The 18,071-nt window shown below is 49.0% G+C and carries 13 protein-coding genes and 1 tRNA gene; 10 read left to right on the top strand and 4 right to left on the bottom strand.

The window, feature by feature from the left end:
* Nucleotides 1-14 precede the first annotated feature (14 nt).
* Nucleotides 15-1,151, bottom strand: coding sequence for a lipid-A-disaccharide synthase (gene lpxB / locus CS948_RS12025; RefSeq protein ID WP_099294459.1), 1,137 nt, complete (start codon nucleotides 1,149-1,151; stop codon nucleotides 15-17).
* 232 nt (nucleotides 1,152-1,383) lie between these two features.
* Here lpxB and mtaB point away from each other — a divergent pair, with 232 nt between their 5' ends.
* The 6 genes from mtaB to CS948_RS11995 all read left to right on the top strand — a co-directional run bounded on the left by mtaB (nucleotide 1,384) and on the right by CS948_RS11995 (nucleotide 6,982).
* Complete coding sequence (gene mtaB, locus CS948_RS12020) at nucleotides 1,384-2,685, top strand: tRNA (N(6)-L-threonylcarbamoyladenosine(37)-C(2))-methylthiotransferase MtaB (RefSeq protein WP_099291982.1); 1,302 nt, start codon at nucleotides 1,384-1,386, stop codon at nucleotides 2,683-2,685.
* A gap of 13 nt (nucleotides 2,686-2,698) precedes the next feature.
* A complete protein-coding gene (locus CS948_RS12015) occupies nucleotides 2,699-3,718 on the top strand; it encodes an NAD-dependent epimerase/dehydratase family protein (protein ID WP_099291981.1) in 1,020 nt (339 codons plus the stop codon).
* Nucleotides 3,691-4,551: an EFR1 family ferrodoxin gene (locus tag CS948_RS12010; RefSeq protein ID WP_255301992.1), complete on the top strand. Its 861-nt coding sequence runs from the start codon at nucleotides 3,691-3,693 to the stop codon at nucleotides 4,549-4,551. Before CS948_RS12015 ends, CS948_RS12010 begins: the two co-directional genes overlap by 28 nt.
* Nucleotides 4,552-4,799: 248 nt before the next feature.
* Nucleotides 4,800-5,450, top strand: coding sequence for a hypothetical protein (locus CS948_RS12005; RefSeq protein ID WP_099291979.1), 651 nt, complete (start codon nucleotides 4,800-4,802; stop codon nucleotides 5,448-5,450).
* A gap of 67 nt (nucleotides 5,451-5,517) precedes the next feature.
* Entirely contained in the window at nucleotides 5,518-6,855 is a 1,338-nt protein-coding gene (gene nhaA, locus CS948_RS12000) for a Na+/H+ antiporter NhaA (protein ID WP_099291978.1), read from the top strand.
* 42 nt (nucleotides 6,856-6,897) lie between these two features.
* A tRNA-Ser gene (locus CS948_RS11995) sits at nucleotides 6,898-6,982 on the top strand.
* 89 nt (nucleotides 6,983-7,071) lie between these two features.
* Here CS948_RS11995 and CS948_RS11990 read toward each other — a convergent pair.
* From CS948_RS11990 to CS948_RS11980, 3 genes are all read right to left on the bottom strand, one after another.
* The gene (locus tag CS948_RS11990; protein ID WP_099294457.1) at nucleotides 7,072-7,644 is read right to left on the bottom strand and encodes a DNA-3-methyladenine glycosylase I; all 573 of its coding nucleotides are present in this window, start codon (nucleotides 7,642-7,644) and stop codon (nucleotides 7,072-7,074) included.
* 524 nt (nucleotides 7,645-8,168) lie between these two features.
* Nucleotides 8,169-9,251, bottom strand: a complete 1,083-nt coding sequence (locus CS948_RS11985) for a trypsin-like peptidase domain-containing protein (protein ID WP_099291977.1) — start codon at nucleotides 9,249-9,251, stop codon at nucleotides 8,169-8,171.
* Nucleotides 9,252-9,272: 21 nt separating this feature from the next.
* Complete coding sequence (locus CS948_RS11980; protein WP_099291976.1) at nucleotides 9,273-10,631, bottom strand: hypothetical protein; 1,359 nt, start codon at nucleotides 10,629-10,631, stop codon at nucleotides 9,273-9,275.
* Between the two features lie 294 nt (nucleotides 10,632-10,925).
* Between CS948_RS11980 and CS948_RS11975 the strand changes: the two genes are divergently transcribed.
* The 4 genes from CS948_RS11975 to gadC all read left to right on the top strand — a co-directional run bounded on the left by CS948_RS11975 (nucleotide 10,926) and on the right by gadC (nucleotide 18,009).
* On the top strand, nucleotides 10,926-13,790 hold the full coding sequence (locus CS948_RS11975; protein ID WP_099291975.1) for an ATP-binding protein: 2,865 nt from the start codon (nucleotides 10,926-10,928) through the stop codon (nucleotides 13,788-13,790).
* A 29-nt stretch (nucleotides 13,791-13,819) separates the two neighbouring features.
* Nucleotides 13,820-15,019, top strand: coding sequence for a class I SAM-dependent methyltransferase (locus CS948_RS11970; protein WP_255301990.1), 1,200 nt, complete (start codon nucleotides 13,820-13,822; stop codon nucleotides 15,017-15,019).
* A gap of 128 nt (nucleotides 15,020-15,147) precedes the next feature.
* Nucleotides 15,148-16,356 carry an MFS transporter gene (locus tag CS948_RS11965; protein WP_099291974.1) on the top strand — a complete coding sequence of 403 codons (1,209 nt, stop codon included), beginning with the start codon at nucleotides 15,148-15,150 and terminating at the stop codon, nucleotides 16,354-16,356.
* 114 nt (nucleotides 16,357-16,470) lie between these two features.
* Complete coding sequence (gene gadC, locus CS948_RS11960; RefSeq protein ID WP_099291973.1) at nucleotides 16,471-18,009, top strand: putative glutamine/gamma-aminobutyrate antiporter GadC; 1,539 nt, start codon at nucleotides 16,471-16,473, stop codon at nucleotides 18,007-18,009.
* Nucleotides 18,010-18,071: the final 62 nt, after the last annotated feature.

The raw sequence follows: 18,071 nt of genomic DNA, 5'->3' as shown, positions 1-18,071 counted from the left end.
ACTCAATCTAAAATCTAAAATCTAAAATTAGCAATCTCCTTTATCATCATCTCCGCGAACCGCTCCGACGCACCGGGTTCTCCCAACCGTCCGTTCACTTCACGATAACCGGACAACATCCGCTCGCGGTTTTCCCCGTCGGGCAGGATAGCGGAAAGCTCCCGCAGGATATTGCGTTCGTTCAGCTTTTGCATAAGCAACTCGGGCACCACCTCCCTCCCCGCGATCAGATTCACGAGAGAGATATATTTCACTTTCACGAAAGTCTTGAACAGGAAATAACTGAGAGCACCGCCTTCCCCGCTATAACAAACCACTTGCGGGGTTCCGAGGATAGCGGTTTCCAGCGTCGCCGTGCCGGACGTGACCAGCGCGGCACGGGCTTGCTTCACGAGGCGATAAGTCTGCCCGTAAACAATCCGCACGTTCTTCCCTTGAATATAAGGAGCGTAATCGGCATCCATCATCGAGGGCGCCCCCGCGATCACGAACTCGTGGTCGGGGAAATGAGGCATCATCAGCAACATCTTCGGCAGCACGTGCTTCAACTCCTGCGTGCGGCTACCCGCCACGAGAGCGATAATCGGCTTGCCCGACAACCCGTTCACGCGGGTAAACTCCTCGAATGATTCATGCTTGTGATCCCGATCGTGGATAGCATCCACCAGCGGGTTGCCCGCGTAATAAACCGGGTAACCGTACCGGGCGTAGAAATCCACCTCGAAAGGGAAAATCACGAACATCCGATCGACCAGTCGCTTGATCTTCTTCACCCGTCCCGTGTTCCACGCCCATATCTTCGGCGATATATAATAATAGACAGGGATACCCGCCTCCTTGATAAACTTCGCCACGCGCAAGTTAAAGCCACCGTAATCGACGAGAATCACAACATCCGGTCGCCACGCGAGAATATCCCGGCGGCACTCGTCGATATTCGCCTTAATCTTGTCGAGATTCTTCAACACGGTAAGAAACCCCATGATAGCGGTATCCTTGTAATGACGCACGATGTCACACCCGGCGGCACGCATCAAATCCCCACCCCACCCGCGCACCTCGGCGGCAGAGTCATGGTGTCTTAATCCCTTGATCAAATTCGAGGCGTGCAAATCACCCGATGCCTCCCCGGCTATAACGTAATATCTCATCTCTTCCAATATATTATTGACGCGGCAAGTTACAAAAAAAGTTCATAAGGTTTATAAGGTTTATAAAGTTTATAAAGTTGATTGACCCTCGCGGGCGCTTTATCCACGGCAGCATTGCTGCCGGTAAACACAGTCCGAAGGACACCCGTCACTTTATGAACCTTATAAACCTTATGAACCTTATAAACTTTTTTCTATCTTTGCCCCCCTAAGATGTAAAAAACAATCACGCATGAATATAGCAGGGAAGAGAGTGGCGTACGTCACTTTAGGATGCAAACTGAATTTCTCGGAAACCTCCACGATCAAGCACAGCCTCGAACAGGCGGGAGCGGTGACCGCGGGAGAAAAAGAGGGAGCGGACATCTTCGTCATCAACACGTGCAGCGTCACCGACATAGCGGAGAAAAAGGGACGGCAACTGATACGGAAAATCGTGCACCGGAACCCCGGCGCCTACATCGTCGTGGTAGGATGCTACGCGCAGTTGCGGGCACAGGAAATCATGGCTATCGAGGGAGTGAACCTCGTGCTCGGCGCGCGGGACAAATTCAACGTGGCACATTACCTCGCCCACCTCGAAGAACAGGAAAAACAAGAACCGCACTCGTGCGACATCTTTAAAGTGGGCAACTTCGACCTCGCTTACTCCTATGGCGACCGCACCCGCAGCTTCCTCAAGATACAAGACGGTTGCGACTATTTCTGCACCTATTGCACCATTCCTTTCGCTCGCGGGCGAAGCCGCAGCGCCACCATCCACGCCGTACTCGATGCCGCACGGGATGCCGCCGCGCGAGGCATACGGGAAATCATCCTCACGGGCGTGAACACGGGCGACTTCGGGCGGGGCACGGGCGAAACCTTCTTCCAGCTCCTGCAAGCCTTGGACGAGGTGGAAGAAGTCGAGCGTTTCCGGGTATCGTCCATCGAGCCGAACCTGTTGACGGACGAAATCATCCGCTTCGTGGCATCGTCGCACCGTTTTATGCCGCACTTCCACGTGCCGCTGCAATCGGGCAGCAACGAAGTGTTGCACCTCATGAAGCGCCGCTACGACCGGGAACTATTCGCCGCCAAGGTACGGGAAATCAAGACCCTTCGCCCCGACGCCTTCATCGGCGTGGACGTGATAGCGGGAGCGCGGGGAGAAACGCCCGAGGCATTCGAGGACGCGCGGGAATTTATCGCGGGACTCGACGTGTCGCAACTGCACGTGTTCCCTTACTCGGAACGCGCCGGAACCAAAGCACTCGAAATCCCGTATATCGTGTCGCAATCGGAAAAACACCGCCGGGTAAACGTCCTGCTCGACATATCCGAACAGAAACTGCGCTCGTTCTACACGGCACACGAGAACGAAACGCGCCCCGTGCTGTTCGAGGACAGCGAAACGGACGGGTCTATATGCGGATTCACGGATAACTATATCCGGGTGGAACTGCCTTACGACCGGACACTGGCCAACCGCATCGTGCCCGTCAAGTTAGGCACGATAAACGCGAACGACAACATGAACGGAACAATAAACTAAAACGACAAGCAACATGAATATCCTAGTAACGGGAACAGCGGGTTTCATCGGTTTCTACCTAGTGCGGAAACTACTGGCATCGGGACATACCGTGTACGGTATCGACTCTATCAACCATTATTACGACGTATCGCTCAAACTCGATCGCCTGCACGAGTGCGGGATAGACCATCCCGAACCGAAAAAAGAAATCGTGTCCGCGCGATACCCCGCTTACACCTTTTGCCAGATAGACCTCTGCGACGCGGAAGCCGTGAACCGGCTGATGGAAACCCGCCGCTTCGACGCCGTGGTGAACCTCGCGGCACAGGCAGGCGTGCGCTACAGCCTGACGAACCCGGAGAGTTACGTGCAGAGTAACGTGGTAGGCTTCCTCAACCTGCTGGAAGCGAGCAAAAAAGCGAACTGCAAGAAATTCATATACGCCTCGTCATCGTCCGTGTACGGGAACAACCCATCCGTGCCTTTCAAGGAAACGGACAACGTAGACCACCCTATCAGCATCTACGCCGCCACGAAGAAGGGCAACGAACTGATGGCGTTCACCTACGCCCATCTCTACAAGCTGCAAACCATCGGGCTACGCTTCTTCACGGTATACGGGCCGTTCGGTCGCCCGGACATGGCACCCATGCTCTTCGCCAACGCCATACGGAACGACGAAACCATACGCGTCTTTAACAACGGCGACCTGTCGCGCGACTTCACCTATATCGACGATATCGTCACGGGAATCGAGAAAATCGTCACCACTCCCGGCGTAATTCGGGAAGATGTACCCGGCGTACCCGCTACCATATATAACATAGGGCACGGCTCCCCCGTGCAACTCATGGATTTCGTCCACCTGCTGGAAAAACACATGGGACGCGTTGCCCGCAAAGAATTCGTGGGGATGCAGGCGGGTGACGTCTACCGGACATGGGCGGACACCACCCGGTTGCGAGAAGACTACGATTACACGCCCTACACCTCGCTGGAAACGGGTATCGCCCGCTTCGCGCGATGGTTCAAAGAATACTACAAGAAATGAGAACGATAAAACGAGTGCGGGCGGTCTACTTCAGCCCGACGGGAACCACGCGGAAAGTGGTCGCCACCGTGGCAAAGCACATCGCGCGGGCGTTGAACGCCACTCGCGGCGAGTATGATTTCACCTTGCCCGAGGCGAGAACCGCCCCGTTGGTCTTCGCCGACGACGAACTCGTCGTTTTCGGTACCCCCGTCTATGCCGGACGAGTACCCAACGTACTACTCCCCTACCTCGCCACCATCGCGGGCAACGGGGCTTTGGCGGTACCCGTCACCGTGTTCGGAAACCGGAATTACGACGATGCCCTCGTCGAACTTCGGGACATCCTCGCCCGCGGCGGACTCCACCCCGTCGCTGCCGCCACTTTCGTCGGGGAACACTCGTTCTCCCGCGTTCTCGCGAAAGACCGTCCCGACACGCGCGACCTCGACACCGCCGCCGCCTTCGCGCTTGACGTTGCCGCCGCGTGCAACACGCTCCCCGCGGAACCGCCCCTCGTGGAAGTACCCGGTACCCCTTACCCCTATCGCGGGTATTACACGCCCCGTGACCGTCACGGCAACCCCATAGACATACGCAAGGTGAAACCCCTTACCAACGACCGCTGCAATGACTGCGGACTATGCGCCAAAGTCTGCCCCATGGGCTCGATTAACCCCGACAACGTGAAAGAAATCACGGGTATCTGTATCAAATGCGGTGCCTGCATCAAGAAATGCCCCCGGGATGCCAAATACTACGATGACGCCGGATACCTCTATCACCAGCACGAACTGGAAGAAACGTACCCGAGAAGAGCCGCGGTTGGCCTTTTCTATTCGGGGACTTCTTGATTTTAGATTTATGATTTATGATTTTAGATTGAAGGATTTTAGATTGGTAATCCTTCAATCATAAATCAAGAAATCATAAATCATAAATCCCCTCCCTCCCTCCACGCTTACTTATCTGCAACTTACCTGTAACTTATCTGCAACTTATCTACAAATTCAGATAAATACTTGATAAAGTAAATATTTTTTACTAATTTTAAGTCGTCGAGGAACGTGGGAGGATATGTTACACCTTAAAATCGGCTACCATGAAAATAGAAGACGAATCAAACGAACGACCGCGCAAGTATCGGGTAAACGGAATCACGTTCTACTACCGCAACGGGAAACTATGCGCCATGCCAAGTACCCGGGAAAAAACGAAAAAACCGCCGACGGAAAAACAAATCGAATCGAGGGAAGCCCTCGAAGTCGCGACAGATTGCGCGATTAACTTTTTCAGAACCAACGGTATACTGTGCATAGCGTGGGACGCTTACGCGAAGCTATTCCGCAAAAACCGCCTCGATATCTTCAAGATGATTAACTACCCCGTGCTTGACGCGAAATTGCTAGGCGTGGACTACTTCCCCGATTTCTTTTTCTGCAAGGGCAAACTCGTGCCCCCGCGGGAAACATGGGTAAACCGCGAAGACCTGTTGCTCTTTCCCATGTGGGAACATCCCGACAGGGAATACGGCTTGTCAAACCCGGACGACCTGCTGATGATGGGGTATTTCTACGAATCGCACCCCGACATGCCGTTGCTCGTCGTGACGGATGTCACCCGCGGCGAACGTTTCGCCCAAATCCAACTGCCCGACCTCGGCTACCCGCCGACGGAGACGCTCCACCTCTACCTCTTTTTCCGCTCGCCGGACTGGACGACATTCTCGGACAGCAGGTACGTGAAAGCGTAATAATTCTAAATTCTAAATTTTATTTATTAAATTCGCGACGAGTTAAATTTCATAAACCGCATGTAAAATGGTCAAAGAAACTTTCAAGTTTTCCATTAGAAGACTGATACAAACCAAGATTAACGGGGGTATTATTCTTCTATTCGTGGCAGTGGCGGCAATGCTTATCGCCAACTCCCCCCTGCAAGAGCACTACACCTCTCTCTTGTCGAAAAACATTTCCCTCACTATCGGGAATTTCAACCTCTTTGACCGCCATGACGGCAACCCGATGACGTTACTCGACTTCATCAACGATGCTCTCATGGCTATTTTCTTTTTCTCCGTGGGACTGGAAATCAAACGGGAACTGCTCGTCGGCGAACTTTCCACCCCGCGCAAAGCCCTGCTCCCGGTGGTAGCGGCCTGCGGGGGTATGATTATGCCCGTCCTCCTGTTCTGCCTCATCGGGCAACCCGGTCTTGCCATGCGGGGAGCCGCCATACCTATGGCGACCGACATCGCGTTCTCGCTCGGGGTGCTTTCCCTGTTGGGTAAGAAAGTCCCCCTCAGCCTCAAGATATTCCTAACCGCTTTCGCCGTGGTGGACGATATCGGGGGCATCATCATCATTGCCCTGTTCTACAGCTCCCATCTCGTGATGAACTACATTATCGCCGCCGCCGCGGTGGTGGCACTCCTTTACATCGGGGGACGGCAAGGCATACACAACAAGTTGTTTTTTATCTTTTTCGGTATCGTCGTCTGGTGCCTGTTCATTAACGCGGGGATACACCCCACCATCGCGGGGGTTATCGTGGCGTTCACCGTGCCCGCCCGCCCGAAATTGCATATATACAAATACGTCAACAACATCCGGGAAAGCCTCAAACGCCTCCCCGAAGACTCGAACGAAATCATTCTCAGCAACTCGGAATTATCCATACTGAAAAGCATCGAGTCGGCGTCCGACAAAGTGGTCAGCCCGCTACAAGCCATGGATGACGACTTGCGCTTCCTCGTCAACTACATCGTGATGCCGCTTTTCGCTTTCGCCAATGCCAGCATCTCGTTCGAGGGCTTCACGCTCGCCTCGCTGCAAGGCGTGTCGATAACGATCTTCATATCGCTCGTCGTCGGCAAACTGGTCGGCATCTTCTCGTTCACCTACCTCAGCATCAAGGCGGGATGGCTCACGATGCCCGACAAAATGAACACACGCACGCTCTTCGGCATCTCCCTGCTCGGGGGTATCGGCTTCACGGTTTCACTGTTTATCGCCAACCTCTCGTATTCCGGCATGGGCGAGGAAGGAGCCATGTTGCTCAATCAAGCCAAAATCGGGATCATCGGTGCCTCTTTATTCGCGGGAGTATGCGGTTACTTTTACTTGAAATACGCGCTGAATAAAAAAACACGAAAATAATTTTGAAAGCCCGATAAAGTCTTTATATTTGCATCCGCATTTGGAGAGGTGGCAGAGTGGTCGATTGCGGCGGTCTTGAAAACCGTTGTACCGCGAGGTACCGGGGGTTCGAATCCCTCCCTCTCCGCGAAAGCAAGTCACTGAAAGAGAGTTAGTACACGAGAACTGACTCTCTTTTTGCATTTAAAGGGATTTGAACCCTTTCTAATTCATACATTATCTTTTCCGGCAAATGCAATCCGTCAGGTGGTCGTTGATAAACCCCGAAGCCTGCAAGTGGGCGTAACAAATCGTCGTTCCGAAGAATTTGAAGCCGCGCTTTTTCATATCCTTGCTCATCGCATCGGACACGGGAGAAGACGCCGGGATATCACTCAATGACCGAACGGTGTTGATAATCGGTTTTCTGTCGGGAAAGAAAGAGAGCGTATAGTCGTAGAAACTCCCGAACTCCTTTTGCAACGCAAGGAACAATCTCGCGTTGGTGATTGTCGATTTGATTTTCAGGCGGTTTTTCACGATGCCGTCAAACTGCATCAACCGCTCGACATCTTCATCAGTCATTCGTGCCACCCGCCCGGCATCGAAATCACAAAAAGCCTCACGGTATCCTTCCCGCTTCCGAAGAATGGTTATCCAACTCAATCCGGCTTGGGCACTCTCCAGTACAAGAAACTCGAATAGCTTCTTATCATCGGTTACCAACCTTCCCCATTCCTCGTCATGGTATTTCACGTACAACTCATCGGTTCCGCACCAACCACAGCGTTCGTTTACTATATCTTGCATAATCATATTACATGTTTTCGAGTTTAATTACCCGGTAAATATACGCTATATTTACCGGATAGTAAAGACAAAATTCGTCCATTCGTCGATAAAATCAGCCTGTTCGTTGATTATATTTTGAAGATCGGGTATTCGGTTATACTTTTATCACACAACTAAAAATAGAAACAAGAGAATAGTGTTTATCATTAAACTTAGAGAGCAATAAAGTTTGCAACCACCAGAGGCGGGCGGCACTCACAACACCTCCAATTGATATTCATCCCAACACAAAATTGGTACCTGTGCCACCGCCTCATTTCTTTTCAAAATAACACGGCAAAGTTGGGGAGGAAGTTTTTTGATCAGGTGATTTAATAAAACGTTGCTTGTGCGGCTGGAATCATTCAATCTAAAATCTCTAAATCTAAAATTAATAAACTCCTCCGTCTGCTTCGCAGCCACCTCCTCTATAAACAGAGGAGGAGCTGGAATACAGTCTTAAACGCCAGAGAAGCAACTTGTAACTTGCCGAAAGCGCCCCCCTAAATAGCGTCCTTCTTCGCGTATTCGGAAAATTCGCAACCGAAGGTGTCGGCGAGGTAATTATCCAATTCGTCGGCTTTGAAGGCCATATTTGTCAAGTTCTTCTGAACTTCCTCGCCGTATTCGGAGAACACATCCGAGATATGTACCCGATAGGAAATGTAAATCTGATTGCCGTCCAAACCGAATTGATAGGGACGCACGTCCGCGTTGAGCAAGTACGAAAGCACGGGTTCGAGATTCTTTTTCGGCAACACGTTGAGCGGTGAAGTGCAGAACAGGTATTGGCGATTGTAAACAAACATACGGATCTCGGAACTTCCTTTATGGAATACCCAACTCTCGTATCCCACGCGGGCAAGCACGGGATTGATGCCCATCGCCTCGATGGCTTCCTCGCAGAACACGGCAAGGTCGGTCAACGTTCTTTCCTTGAACACGTTTTCCGGCAATTTGTCACCGCAAGAGGGGCAATATTCTTCCTCCTCGGATATGAACTCGTCGCAACTGTTACACTGCACGTTAAATATCGAGGTATCGAGGTCGGCAATCTGCTCGAGCAACTCGCGCAAAGAGGCAACCGGGATACCGAATCCCATGTTATCGGCATTATTGAGTTTACTTACCGTGATAGCCACCAGCTCGTTGCTGTCGTTGAACATCGGTCCCCCGCTGTTACCGGGATTCACCGCCGCGTCGGTCTGGATATAGTAACTGTCGTTCATCAACTGACGGGGCGAAGATACAGTACCCTCGGTAACCGTGAAAGGCATACCGAAAGGATATCCAGCCACGTTGATTCTCTGCCCGATAGAAACTTCGTCGAGGGCGGATAACGCGATCTCGGGAAGCGCGGAGAAATCACCGTCCGCTTTCAGCAAAGCGATATCGCGCGCGGGATTGACCAATACCACACGGGCGTAAAATCTGTTTTTGTCGTTGTCTTGCAGAGCCACTTCACGGAACCCTTCCACGACATGATAATTTGTTACAAATAAATCATAGTTTTTCAGGTAGAAACAACTGCCTGATCCGCCGGCATGGTTTACTTTATAGACGGCTTTAAATATATTCTGTTCCATAATGTCAAAATTTCATCCTTGTTATTGATTGTTTCCCAACCCGGCAGCCAGTTCCTGTACTCTACGCGTGTATTCCTCCATGCTGATCTGCCCTTGCATCATCTGCATCTGCAAAGTCTGCACGTTGGCGAGATATTCCTGCATACCGCCCTGCATGGCTTGTTGCATTGCCTGTTGCATATTCTGGGCTACCTGATTCATATCCACGTTAGCGAAAGCGTTGTTCACCATCGTTCCGAAGTCCACGTCCTCGTCATCATCATCCGTGTCGAGTTCTCCTTCCATGATGTTATCCATTGCCTCGTGAAGAATCTGCGCCGCCTCATCCCACGGCATGGCCGAAGTCTTTGTCAACGCTCTCGTTACAACAGTATTCACGTCGTCCTGCACGTCATTGTAGAAATACATCTCGTAGAACTTGTACACGATCATCAAACAACACGTCTGGTAATCCCTCGCCTCGAACGCTTGGGTGGCGCGGTCGTATGTTCCCTCGAAATTCTCCTGTATATTCTTTAGATTGGAACGACGTTTCGGGGAGATAAAAGTTTCCACGAAATACAAGTCTTCCGCCAATTCTTCTTTCGTCATTGCTTGGACACGGGCAACCACGGACTTACCGTAATTCACCACTTCCGGCAGCGGGATGTCCTCCCGGTCCATTTCCCTAACCGCTTTATTCAAGTCATTGAGTAACTGTCCTTGCGGGTGAGCGTAGTAAAGGATTTTCAACAGGGTAGTGTCGAGCACGTTCCACGCGAAACCGTATTTACGGTCGGCCTCGAAGCCTTTCACCGCGTCCATACATTCCCGACAACTCAACTGAATGACCTCGTACACGTTATCAAGCGTTTCCGCGTCGAAAGGCGTTACCTTGGGTTCATAAATACGTACTGCCCCGAACTTCGTTTCGAACTCGTCGTCGTATTTATCTCCCGTGCGGCATATCTCTTCCAACACGTAATACATCTTGTAAGGCTGTGCCAACGCGAGCGGGCAACTGTATTTGAAGAACAGTTTTTCATCCCGCAACTCGATCTGTGCCAGATCCATGTCATTAAAATTCAAGCCTGCTACCTGACGCAATAGAGGTACCCTGCTTTTGTCCGGCAATGCAAGGAACGGCGCTGTAACGTGTACTTGCCCGTCCTCGATCTTTATCGATACCACGATCGAACCGTGCGGAACGTTAAACTCTGTTCCTGCCGAATTACCGTATTTCTCCCGCAAGTCCGGGTTCACGTAATCGAGCAAGGTATGGAAAGCTTTCAGGTAATCTCCGTTCTCGAAGGCTTCCAAGCTTTCGTCGAAGGCATCGACGTTGATTTTACTTTCCGTTGATGTTATCGTGGAAAGATTAAATGTCAAGGTTTGTTTCATGACTTATAAGGTATTAAATAATTAATAACAACTTCACGCACTCATCCACGCCATACACGCAGAAAGTGCGATAAAAGTAGGGAAAAATCTTTTCCCTTCACAGACTGGCGAAAGTTTTTTTGTTTTCTCTGTAAATATCATCATATTTGATTCGTCCGCGGGACAGGGCAAAACGCAGAAGATTAACAAAATCCTTTTCACAACTAAATAGTGGTATTTTGAGATTAATTATTTACTTTTGTCGGGAAATAGATTGGCAAAATAGAATAGATCCCATTTCCAAAAGACGTGATTATGTCAAAAACAGATAATACCACTATCTCGAATAGTGAATTAGAGAGTTTGCGAGAGAAGGAACTTATACTCCAAGAACTGCAAAAAACAGCCAAGCTCGGGTGGTGGAAAGTGAATTTCGAAACGCATGAAATCCAATGCTCGGATTACGTGGTGGATATACTGGGGCTTAAAGGGAATACGCTAACAACAAATCAAGTTCTGAACTTGATTAACGAGAAATACCGTCAACGGGTGAGCGCAAACCTCCCGCACTTGAGAAACCAGAATTTCTACGATGAAATATTCCCTATTATGACAAGATTCGGGGAAATGTGGATACATTCCAAAATCGGGAATAGAGTCATTGAAGAGGACGGAACGATCACGGCTATCGGTTATTCCAAGATTCTGGAGGAAGAAGAGAATATTCTCATATCAAAAGCAAGAGAGGAGAACCAGTTGAAAGAACTGATGTTACGCCAGTATTCCCTGTCACAATCCTTATCCAAATTTCTTAAAAACCCGGATTCCGACCAAGTGATTACCGACACGTTGAAAGAGGTTCTTAAACAATTTGATGGGGATAGAACCTATATTTTCAAGTACGATAAAAAAAAGGACACGCAAAGTTGTATATACGAGGCGACAAAACCCGGCGTTCAACCGGAAATAGATACATTGCAAGACATGGATTCCAATCATATCGGGTGGTGGAGCAAACAGATACTCAATAATATCCCGATTATCATCAATCATCTCGACGAGTTGCCCCCCGAGGCGGAAACGGACAGACAAGTACTGGCACGTCAGAATATTGCCTCCCTGTTGGTCATTCCCCTCGCCTCCAGCGACGGGATATGGGGATACATGGGCATCGACATCGTCAATCGTCCCCGCCTGTGGACTCACATCGATAAAGAATGGTTTTTCGCCATATCGAATATCATTAATATTTGTATAGAATTACGTACCTCGGAGAGAGAAGCACGGGAACAACAACAATATTTACAAAAACTGTACGATCACATACCTATCGGTTATCTCCATTTGCAACTGATTTATGACGAGAACGGACAACCGTGCGATTTTAAATACCTTGACTCCAATCCCGCTTTCAACAGAATATCGGGAACACCCCCGAATTATTTCGACGGTAAAAATGCCAAAGATTTCGGAATAGAAGATCCAGAGAGCTTGCTCCGTCTGCATAATATCGTTTTGCAAAAGCAAGCAACGGAAAGCACCCGATTCATGGAAAAAACAGGTTTACAATACCGCCTGACTCTTTATTCGCCGGGAGAAAACGAGGTTGTGGCCTTATTCACGGATATCACGGAGCAACAAAAAGCGATCAAAGCACTCCGGCACAGCGAGGAAGCCCTGCGCAATATATATAAAAACATCCCCGTGGGTATCGAAATATATGACAAGAACGGCGATCTGCTCGACTTGAACGACATTGAGTCCGAGATGTTCGGTTTCAACCGGAAAGAAGACGTGCTCGGGGTGAACTTGTTCAAAAACCCCAATCTTCCGGCAGATAAACTGGAAGAACTACGACAAGGGAAAGAGATCATGTTTCCGCTTATATACAAATTCTCGAAGATCGACAAGGTATATTACAGCACGAAATACACGGGAAGCAAGCACTTGAGCGTGAAAGGTACCTGCCTTTATGACACGAACCACAACGTCGAGAATTACTTGCTTATCGTGATTGACAACACGGAAGCGTTCGAGAACTACCGGAAGATCGAAGAATTTGAAACCTTATTCAACAATATCGCTGAATTTTCCAAAGTGGGTATATGCAGGTGGAACCCGTTACAAAAGACATTCTTCGGGTCGGATGTTTGGTTTTACAACCTCAATCAGCAACCCCGTCATGTTCAGGATATCGAGGATGTCCACGAGTTCGTGTGCCCCGAGGATATCGTGAAATTGCAGGGGTTTCATCAACAAGTACTGGAAGGGAAAAGCAGGGAATTTGCTGACGAGGTGAGAGTGCGGGTCGGGCAAGAATGGCGCTGGTTACGCATCCGTTTTAAAGTCAAGGAATACAACCCGCAAAACGAGATAATCGAAGTGATCGGGTTGAATATAGATATTACCGAATCGAAAGAAACGGAACAGAACCTTCTGAAAGCCAAGTTACGGGCGGAAGAATCCGACCGATTGAAGTCCGCATTTCTCGCTAACATGAGTCATGAAATACGTACCCCGTTGAATGCCATCGTGGGGTTCTCGGCTCTCGTCGCTGAAACGGAAAGTATAGAAGAACGGGAACAATATCTTTCCGTTATCCAGAAAAATAACGAACTGCTCCTGCAATTGATTTCCGATATATTGGATCTCTCGAAGATCGAAGCCGGGACATTTGATATTTCTCTCGCTGTTTTTGATGTCAATAACCTGTGCAAGGAAGTCGTTTGCCTGCACACGATGAAATTAACGACAGAGGACGTGACACTCTCGTTTGAGGAGCATATTCCCCGATGTTTTATTTATAGTGACAGAAACCGGATCGCTCAAATCTTATCCAACTTTATCAATAACGCACTCAAATTCACGGAAAAGGGAAGCATCCGCCTCGGATATCATGTCACGGGCGAACGCATCGAATTCCACGTGCAGGACACGGGAATCGGCATCCCGGAAGAAAATATCGGGCACGTGTTCGAACGTTTCGTGAAACTCAACTCGTTTATACGAGGCACGGGGTTGGGGCTGCCTATCTGCAAAAGCATTATCGAGAAGTTGGGCGGAGAAATCGGGGTGGAATCAACCGTGGGCAAGGGATCACGTTTCTGGTTCAGCTTACCCTATAATCCGACAGTGGAATCCAAAGAAATTGATGAACAAGCGTTGTTTTTACCGGATTAATTTCCCTATTTTTGCACGAGTAAAAAACAATGTCCGACACGATGCTATTGTCTTCCGAAATACTTGACTTTGTCAGGGAACATCTCGATGATGAGCCCGCTCGATTGCAATTTCAAAGAAAGAACTACCCGGATAATCGGGTGGATATAGCTGTCGAACAAATCCATGCCCGCGCAAGAATCAAAGACAAGCTTCCCTCGTGGTTCGCTCATCCCGGTATATTTTACCCCTCGGCATTAGCAACGGAACAATGTTCGTCGGAACTTACTGCCGGCTACAAGGCATGCTTGATATCGGGCAACACGCTCTGTGACCTCACGGGGGGAATGGGTGTCGATTCTTATTTCTTTTCCCGTTCGACGGGTAGAGTAATCTACGTGGAACAGAATCCCTCGTATTGTGAAGCTGCACGTTATAATTTCAGCATACTGGGAGCGAATAACATAGAAGTAATACACGGGAATGGCACACAAGTAGCGGGGACTCTCGCGGCGGACACGTATTACATAGACCCCTCCCGCCGGACTCATGATAACAAGCGTATCTTTGCTCTTGCCGATTACGAACCTAACGTACTGGAAATAAAAGAGAACATACTCTCCCGCGGTAGCCGCTTGATCGTGAAAATATCTCCCATGGCCGATATCACGGCTGTCCTGCGCCTCCTGCCGGAAACGACCGAGGTACACGTGTTGTCGGTGAAAAACGAGTGCAAGGAGCTTTTGTTTGTACTGGACACGACGCCGGGGCAACACGCGTTAACGATACACGCCGTCAACTTTCCCGCTTCACGAATCGTGCAGAGATTCACTTTCACGCCGGAAGACGAGAGAGAAGCGCAACCAGACATGACGGATACGGTGGGGCAATACCTTTATGAACCCAATAGTTCCATATTAAAAAGCGGTGCGTTCAAGATTCCGGCAAATCGTTACGGGCTAAAGAAATTACATCGGCACAGCCATTTATATACCGGGGATACGTTAATCGGTAATTTCCCCGGTAGAATATTTCAAGTGGAAGAGGTCTTCGACTTCTCCAGCAAATGGCTGAAACAGATAGCCAAAACAATCCCGAAAGCAAACATCACTACCCGGAATTTCAAAATATCGGCAAACGAAATCCGTTCCCGAAGCAAGATGAAAGAAGGTGGAGATATTTTCCTACTAGCCACGACATTGAATAATGAAAAGGCGGTCGTCATTCGATGCCGCAAACCCGAGAATTGACGATTTCTCGATTTATGATTAGCCCAAAGAAACGGGGTAAGCGGGGAGAAATCTAATATTTAAAATCTAAAATTAATAATCTTTTCCTTCTCTCTCCCGTATAGGGACTAGAACTAAACGATACCAAAATGAAGATACAAACAGGTCATGGTACGATCACGCTGACTGCGCTTCTTGCCATTTATTCTATTTCCATGGTTACTTCCCTGCCGGGATTAGCCATATCCCCTATCTTGGGCGATCTCGAACATATTTTCAAAGGAGCAAGCGATTTGGAATTACAAATGCTGGAATCCCTTCCCTCGTTTATTATTGTACCCTTTATCCTGCTGGCGGGACGACTTTCCCTGCACGTGAACAAGAAACGGATTCTCATTATCGGATTAGCTATCTTCTTCGGGTGTAGTGTCGTGTACCCTTTCAGCAATTCTCTCGCGCTATTACTTGTTATCAGCGCATTGTTGGGAATTGGTGCCGGAATGATCATTCCTTTTTCCACGGGACTTATCGCGGATAACTTTTCCAAACGCTATCGTACCCGGCAATTGGGTATTGCCTCATCAATCACGAACTTAACGCTCGTGTTGGCGACATTCCTCGCCGGAGTCCTTGCCGATATCAACTGGCATTACGCCTTTCTGGTATATTGCCTGTCGGGGATTTCTCTGTTATTCGCCTTTAAACTGGACTCCACACCACATACTGTTGCACCCAAAACGACGACCGCCTCCACTACCCCATCCGCGTCAAGCACGAAACACAATTGGCCTGTTTCTTTGATGCTTCTTTATTATTTCATCACCTTTTTGGTTTTAACCGTACCGTTCAATCTCTCCATTTACATGGAAACAATGAAACACTACAAGGATCCGGACATTGCCGGTACGCTTATTTCCGTGTTCTTCCTCGCCATGACAATACCGGGATTTTTTATCAACAACATTATTTCAGTTTTGAAAACATACACGAACTTTATCGCCCTTTGCGCTATTGCCGTCGGTTTTATTTTATTCATACTGAAAGCAGGTCCCGTTATACTGACGATAGGCATTATACTCATCGGGTTAGGTTACGGAGCCATGCAACCGATCATATACGACAAAACTTCCTCAAGCACGGTGGAATCACACGCGACATTTGCCCTTGCACTCGTTATGTCAATGAATTACGTCGCGATTATCACCTATCCGTTCATCACCCAATGGCTGCAAGACCTCTTCTCCACGGACGCCTCCTACTTCCCGTTCCTGCTAAGCATGATACTGGGTGGAGCCTTTACCGTGTACGCTTATTTCAGAAGAAACAGTGCCGCCCTCGGTATGCAAACTCAAAGTTAAATATTGTGAGTAGAACAACCTTCATTTCCCTACTCCCGTATTTATCCCATGCAAGAGAGCAAAATGAACTAACCATCATATTAAATATAACATTCTAAACTAAATTAATTTAAGATGACAACAAATTCAAACACGAAAAGTACCGCGATGAAACTCGGCGTAATGACCTTGGCGATCATGAACGTCGCGGCGGTAGTGAGTCTCCGTGGACTTCCGGCAGAAGCCGTCTACGGATTGAGTTCCGCGTTCTACTACTTGTTCGCGGCCATCGTATTCTTAGTTCCAACAGCACTGGTAGCGGCAGAACTTGCCGCCATGTTCTCCCAAAAAGAGGGTGGAGTTTTCCGTTGGGTCGGAGAAGCTTACGGGAAAAGAGTAGGATTCCTCGCCATATTCCTACAATGGATCGAGAGTACGATATGGTATCCTACCGTGCTGACTTTCGGTGCCGTGTCTATCGCTTACATCGGTCTGGACACGTCAGAGGATGCTCTGCTTGCTTCAAACAAGCTCTTCACGTTGATAACCGTGTTGGCTATCTACTGGATTGCCACGTTTATCTCCCTGAAAGGTTTGGGCTGGGTTGGTAAAGTTTCCAAAATCGGTGCCATGGTCGGAACCATTATCCCGGCAGGGTTACTGATTATCTTCGGAATCATCTACATCTCCACGGGCGGACACAACAACATGGACATGAGCCAAGGTTTCTTCCCTGACCTGACCAATTTCGACAACCTCGTACTGGCATCGGGAATCTTCCTGTTCTACGCAGGTATGGAGATGATGGGTATCCACGTCATGGACGTGAAAGCACCCGCCTCCAAGAATTACCCGAAAGCCATCTTCATCGGCGCGGGTATCACCGTTATTATCTTCGTGCTCGGTACTTTCGCCTTGGGTTTGATCATTCCGGCAAAAGACATCAATTTGACGCAGAGTTTGCTTGTCGGGTTTGACGGTTATCTGAAATACCTGCACATCAGTTGGGCTTCTCCCGTTATCGCCATCGCTTTGATGTTCGGTGTGCTGGCAGGAGTATTGACATGGGTTGCCGGTCCGTCCAAAGGTATCTTCACCGTGGGTAAAGCCGGGTATCTGCCACCGTTCTTCCAAAGAACCAATAAAATTGGCGTACAAAAGAACATTCTTTTCATACAGGGGGCTGTCGTTACTATTCTGGCTCTCTTGTTCGTGGTTATGCCTTCCGTGCAATCATTCTACCAAATTCTGTCACAGTTGACCGTACTATTGTACCTCATCATGTACCTGTTGATGTTCTCCGGGGCTATCGTACTTCGCTACAAGATGAAAAAAGCCGAGCGTCCCTTCGCTATCGGTAGAAAGAGCAACGTAGGCATTTGGATCATCGGCGGACTCGGTTTCTGCGGTGCTTTGCTGGCATTCGTGTTGAGCTTTATCCCGCCTTCCCAGATCAACGTGGGTAGTAACACGGTTTGGTTCTCCGTATTGATCATCGGTTGTATCGTGGTAGTAGCCACCCCGTTTATCATCTACAGTCTACGTAAACCATCATGGAAAGACCCGAACGCCCAGATCGCTCCTTTCCACTGGGAAGAACAACCGGTACAAGCCGCAACCACGGCTCAAACCACGACCGGAACCACAACTCAAACAACAAACACAACAAAATAGTCTATAAGGTCCATAAAGTAGTATTCCAGCTCCTCCTCTGTTTATAGAGGAAGAGATAGAAT

It is taken from the genome of Butyricimonas sp. Marseille-P3923, assembly GCF_900184685.1.
GTDB classification, from domain to species: domain Bacteria; phylum Bacteroidota; class Bacteroidia; order Bacteroidales; family Marinifilaceae; genus Butyricimonas; species Butyricimonas muris.
This window is presented reverse-complemented; position numbering and strand designations above follow the sequence as displayed.

Coding starts and splice junctions, on each gene's coding strand:
- lpxB (WP_099294459.1), bottom strand. CDS start 1,151: ATGAGATATTACGTTATAGCCGGGGAGGCATCGGGTGATTTGCACGCC.
- mtaB (WP_099291982.1), top strand. CDS start 1,384: ATGAATATAGCAGGGAAGAGAGTGGCGTACGTCACTTTAGGATGCAAA.
- CS948_RS12015 (WP_099291981.1), top strand. CDS start 2,699: ATGAATATCCTAGTAACGGGAACAGCGGGTTTCATCGGTTTCTACCTA.
- CS948_RS12010 (WP_255301992.1), top strand. CDS start 3,691: ATGGTTCAAAGAATACTACAAGAAATGAGAACGATAAAACGAGTGCGG.
- CS948_RS12005 (WP_099291979.1), top strand. CDS start 4,800: ATGAAAATAGAAGACGAATCAAACGAACGACCGCGCAAGTATCGGGTA.
- nhaA (WP_099291978.1), top strand. CDS start 5,518: ATGGTCAAAGAAACTTTCAAGTTTTCCATTAGAAGACTGATACAAACC.
- CS948_RS11990 (WP_099294457.1), bottom strand. CDS start 7,644: ATGCAAGATATAGTAAACGAACGCTGTGGTTGGTGCGGAACCGATGAG.
- CS948_RS11985 (WP_099291977.1), bottom strand. CDS start 9,251: ATGGAACAGAATATATTTAAAGCCGTCTATAAAGTAAACCATGCCGGC.
- CS948_RS11980 (WP_099291976.1), bottom strand. CDS start 10,631: ATGAAACAAACCTTGACATTTAATCTTTCCACGATAACATCAACGGAA.
- CS948_RS11975 (WP_099291975.1), top strand. CDS start 10,926: ATGTCAAAAACAGATAATACCACTATCTCGAATAGTGAATTAGAGAGT.
- CS948_RS11970 (WP_255301990.1), top strand. CDS start 13,820: ATGTCCGACACGATGCTATTGTCTTCCGAAATACTTGACTTTGTCAGG.
- CS948_RS11965 (WP_099291974.1), top strand. CDS start 15,148: ATGAAGATACAAACAGGTCATGGTACGATCACGCTGACTGCGCTTCTT.
- gadC (WP_099291973.1), top strand. CDS start 16,471: ATGACAACAAATTCAAACACGAAAAGTACCGCGATGAAACTCGGCGTA.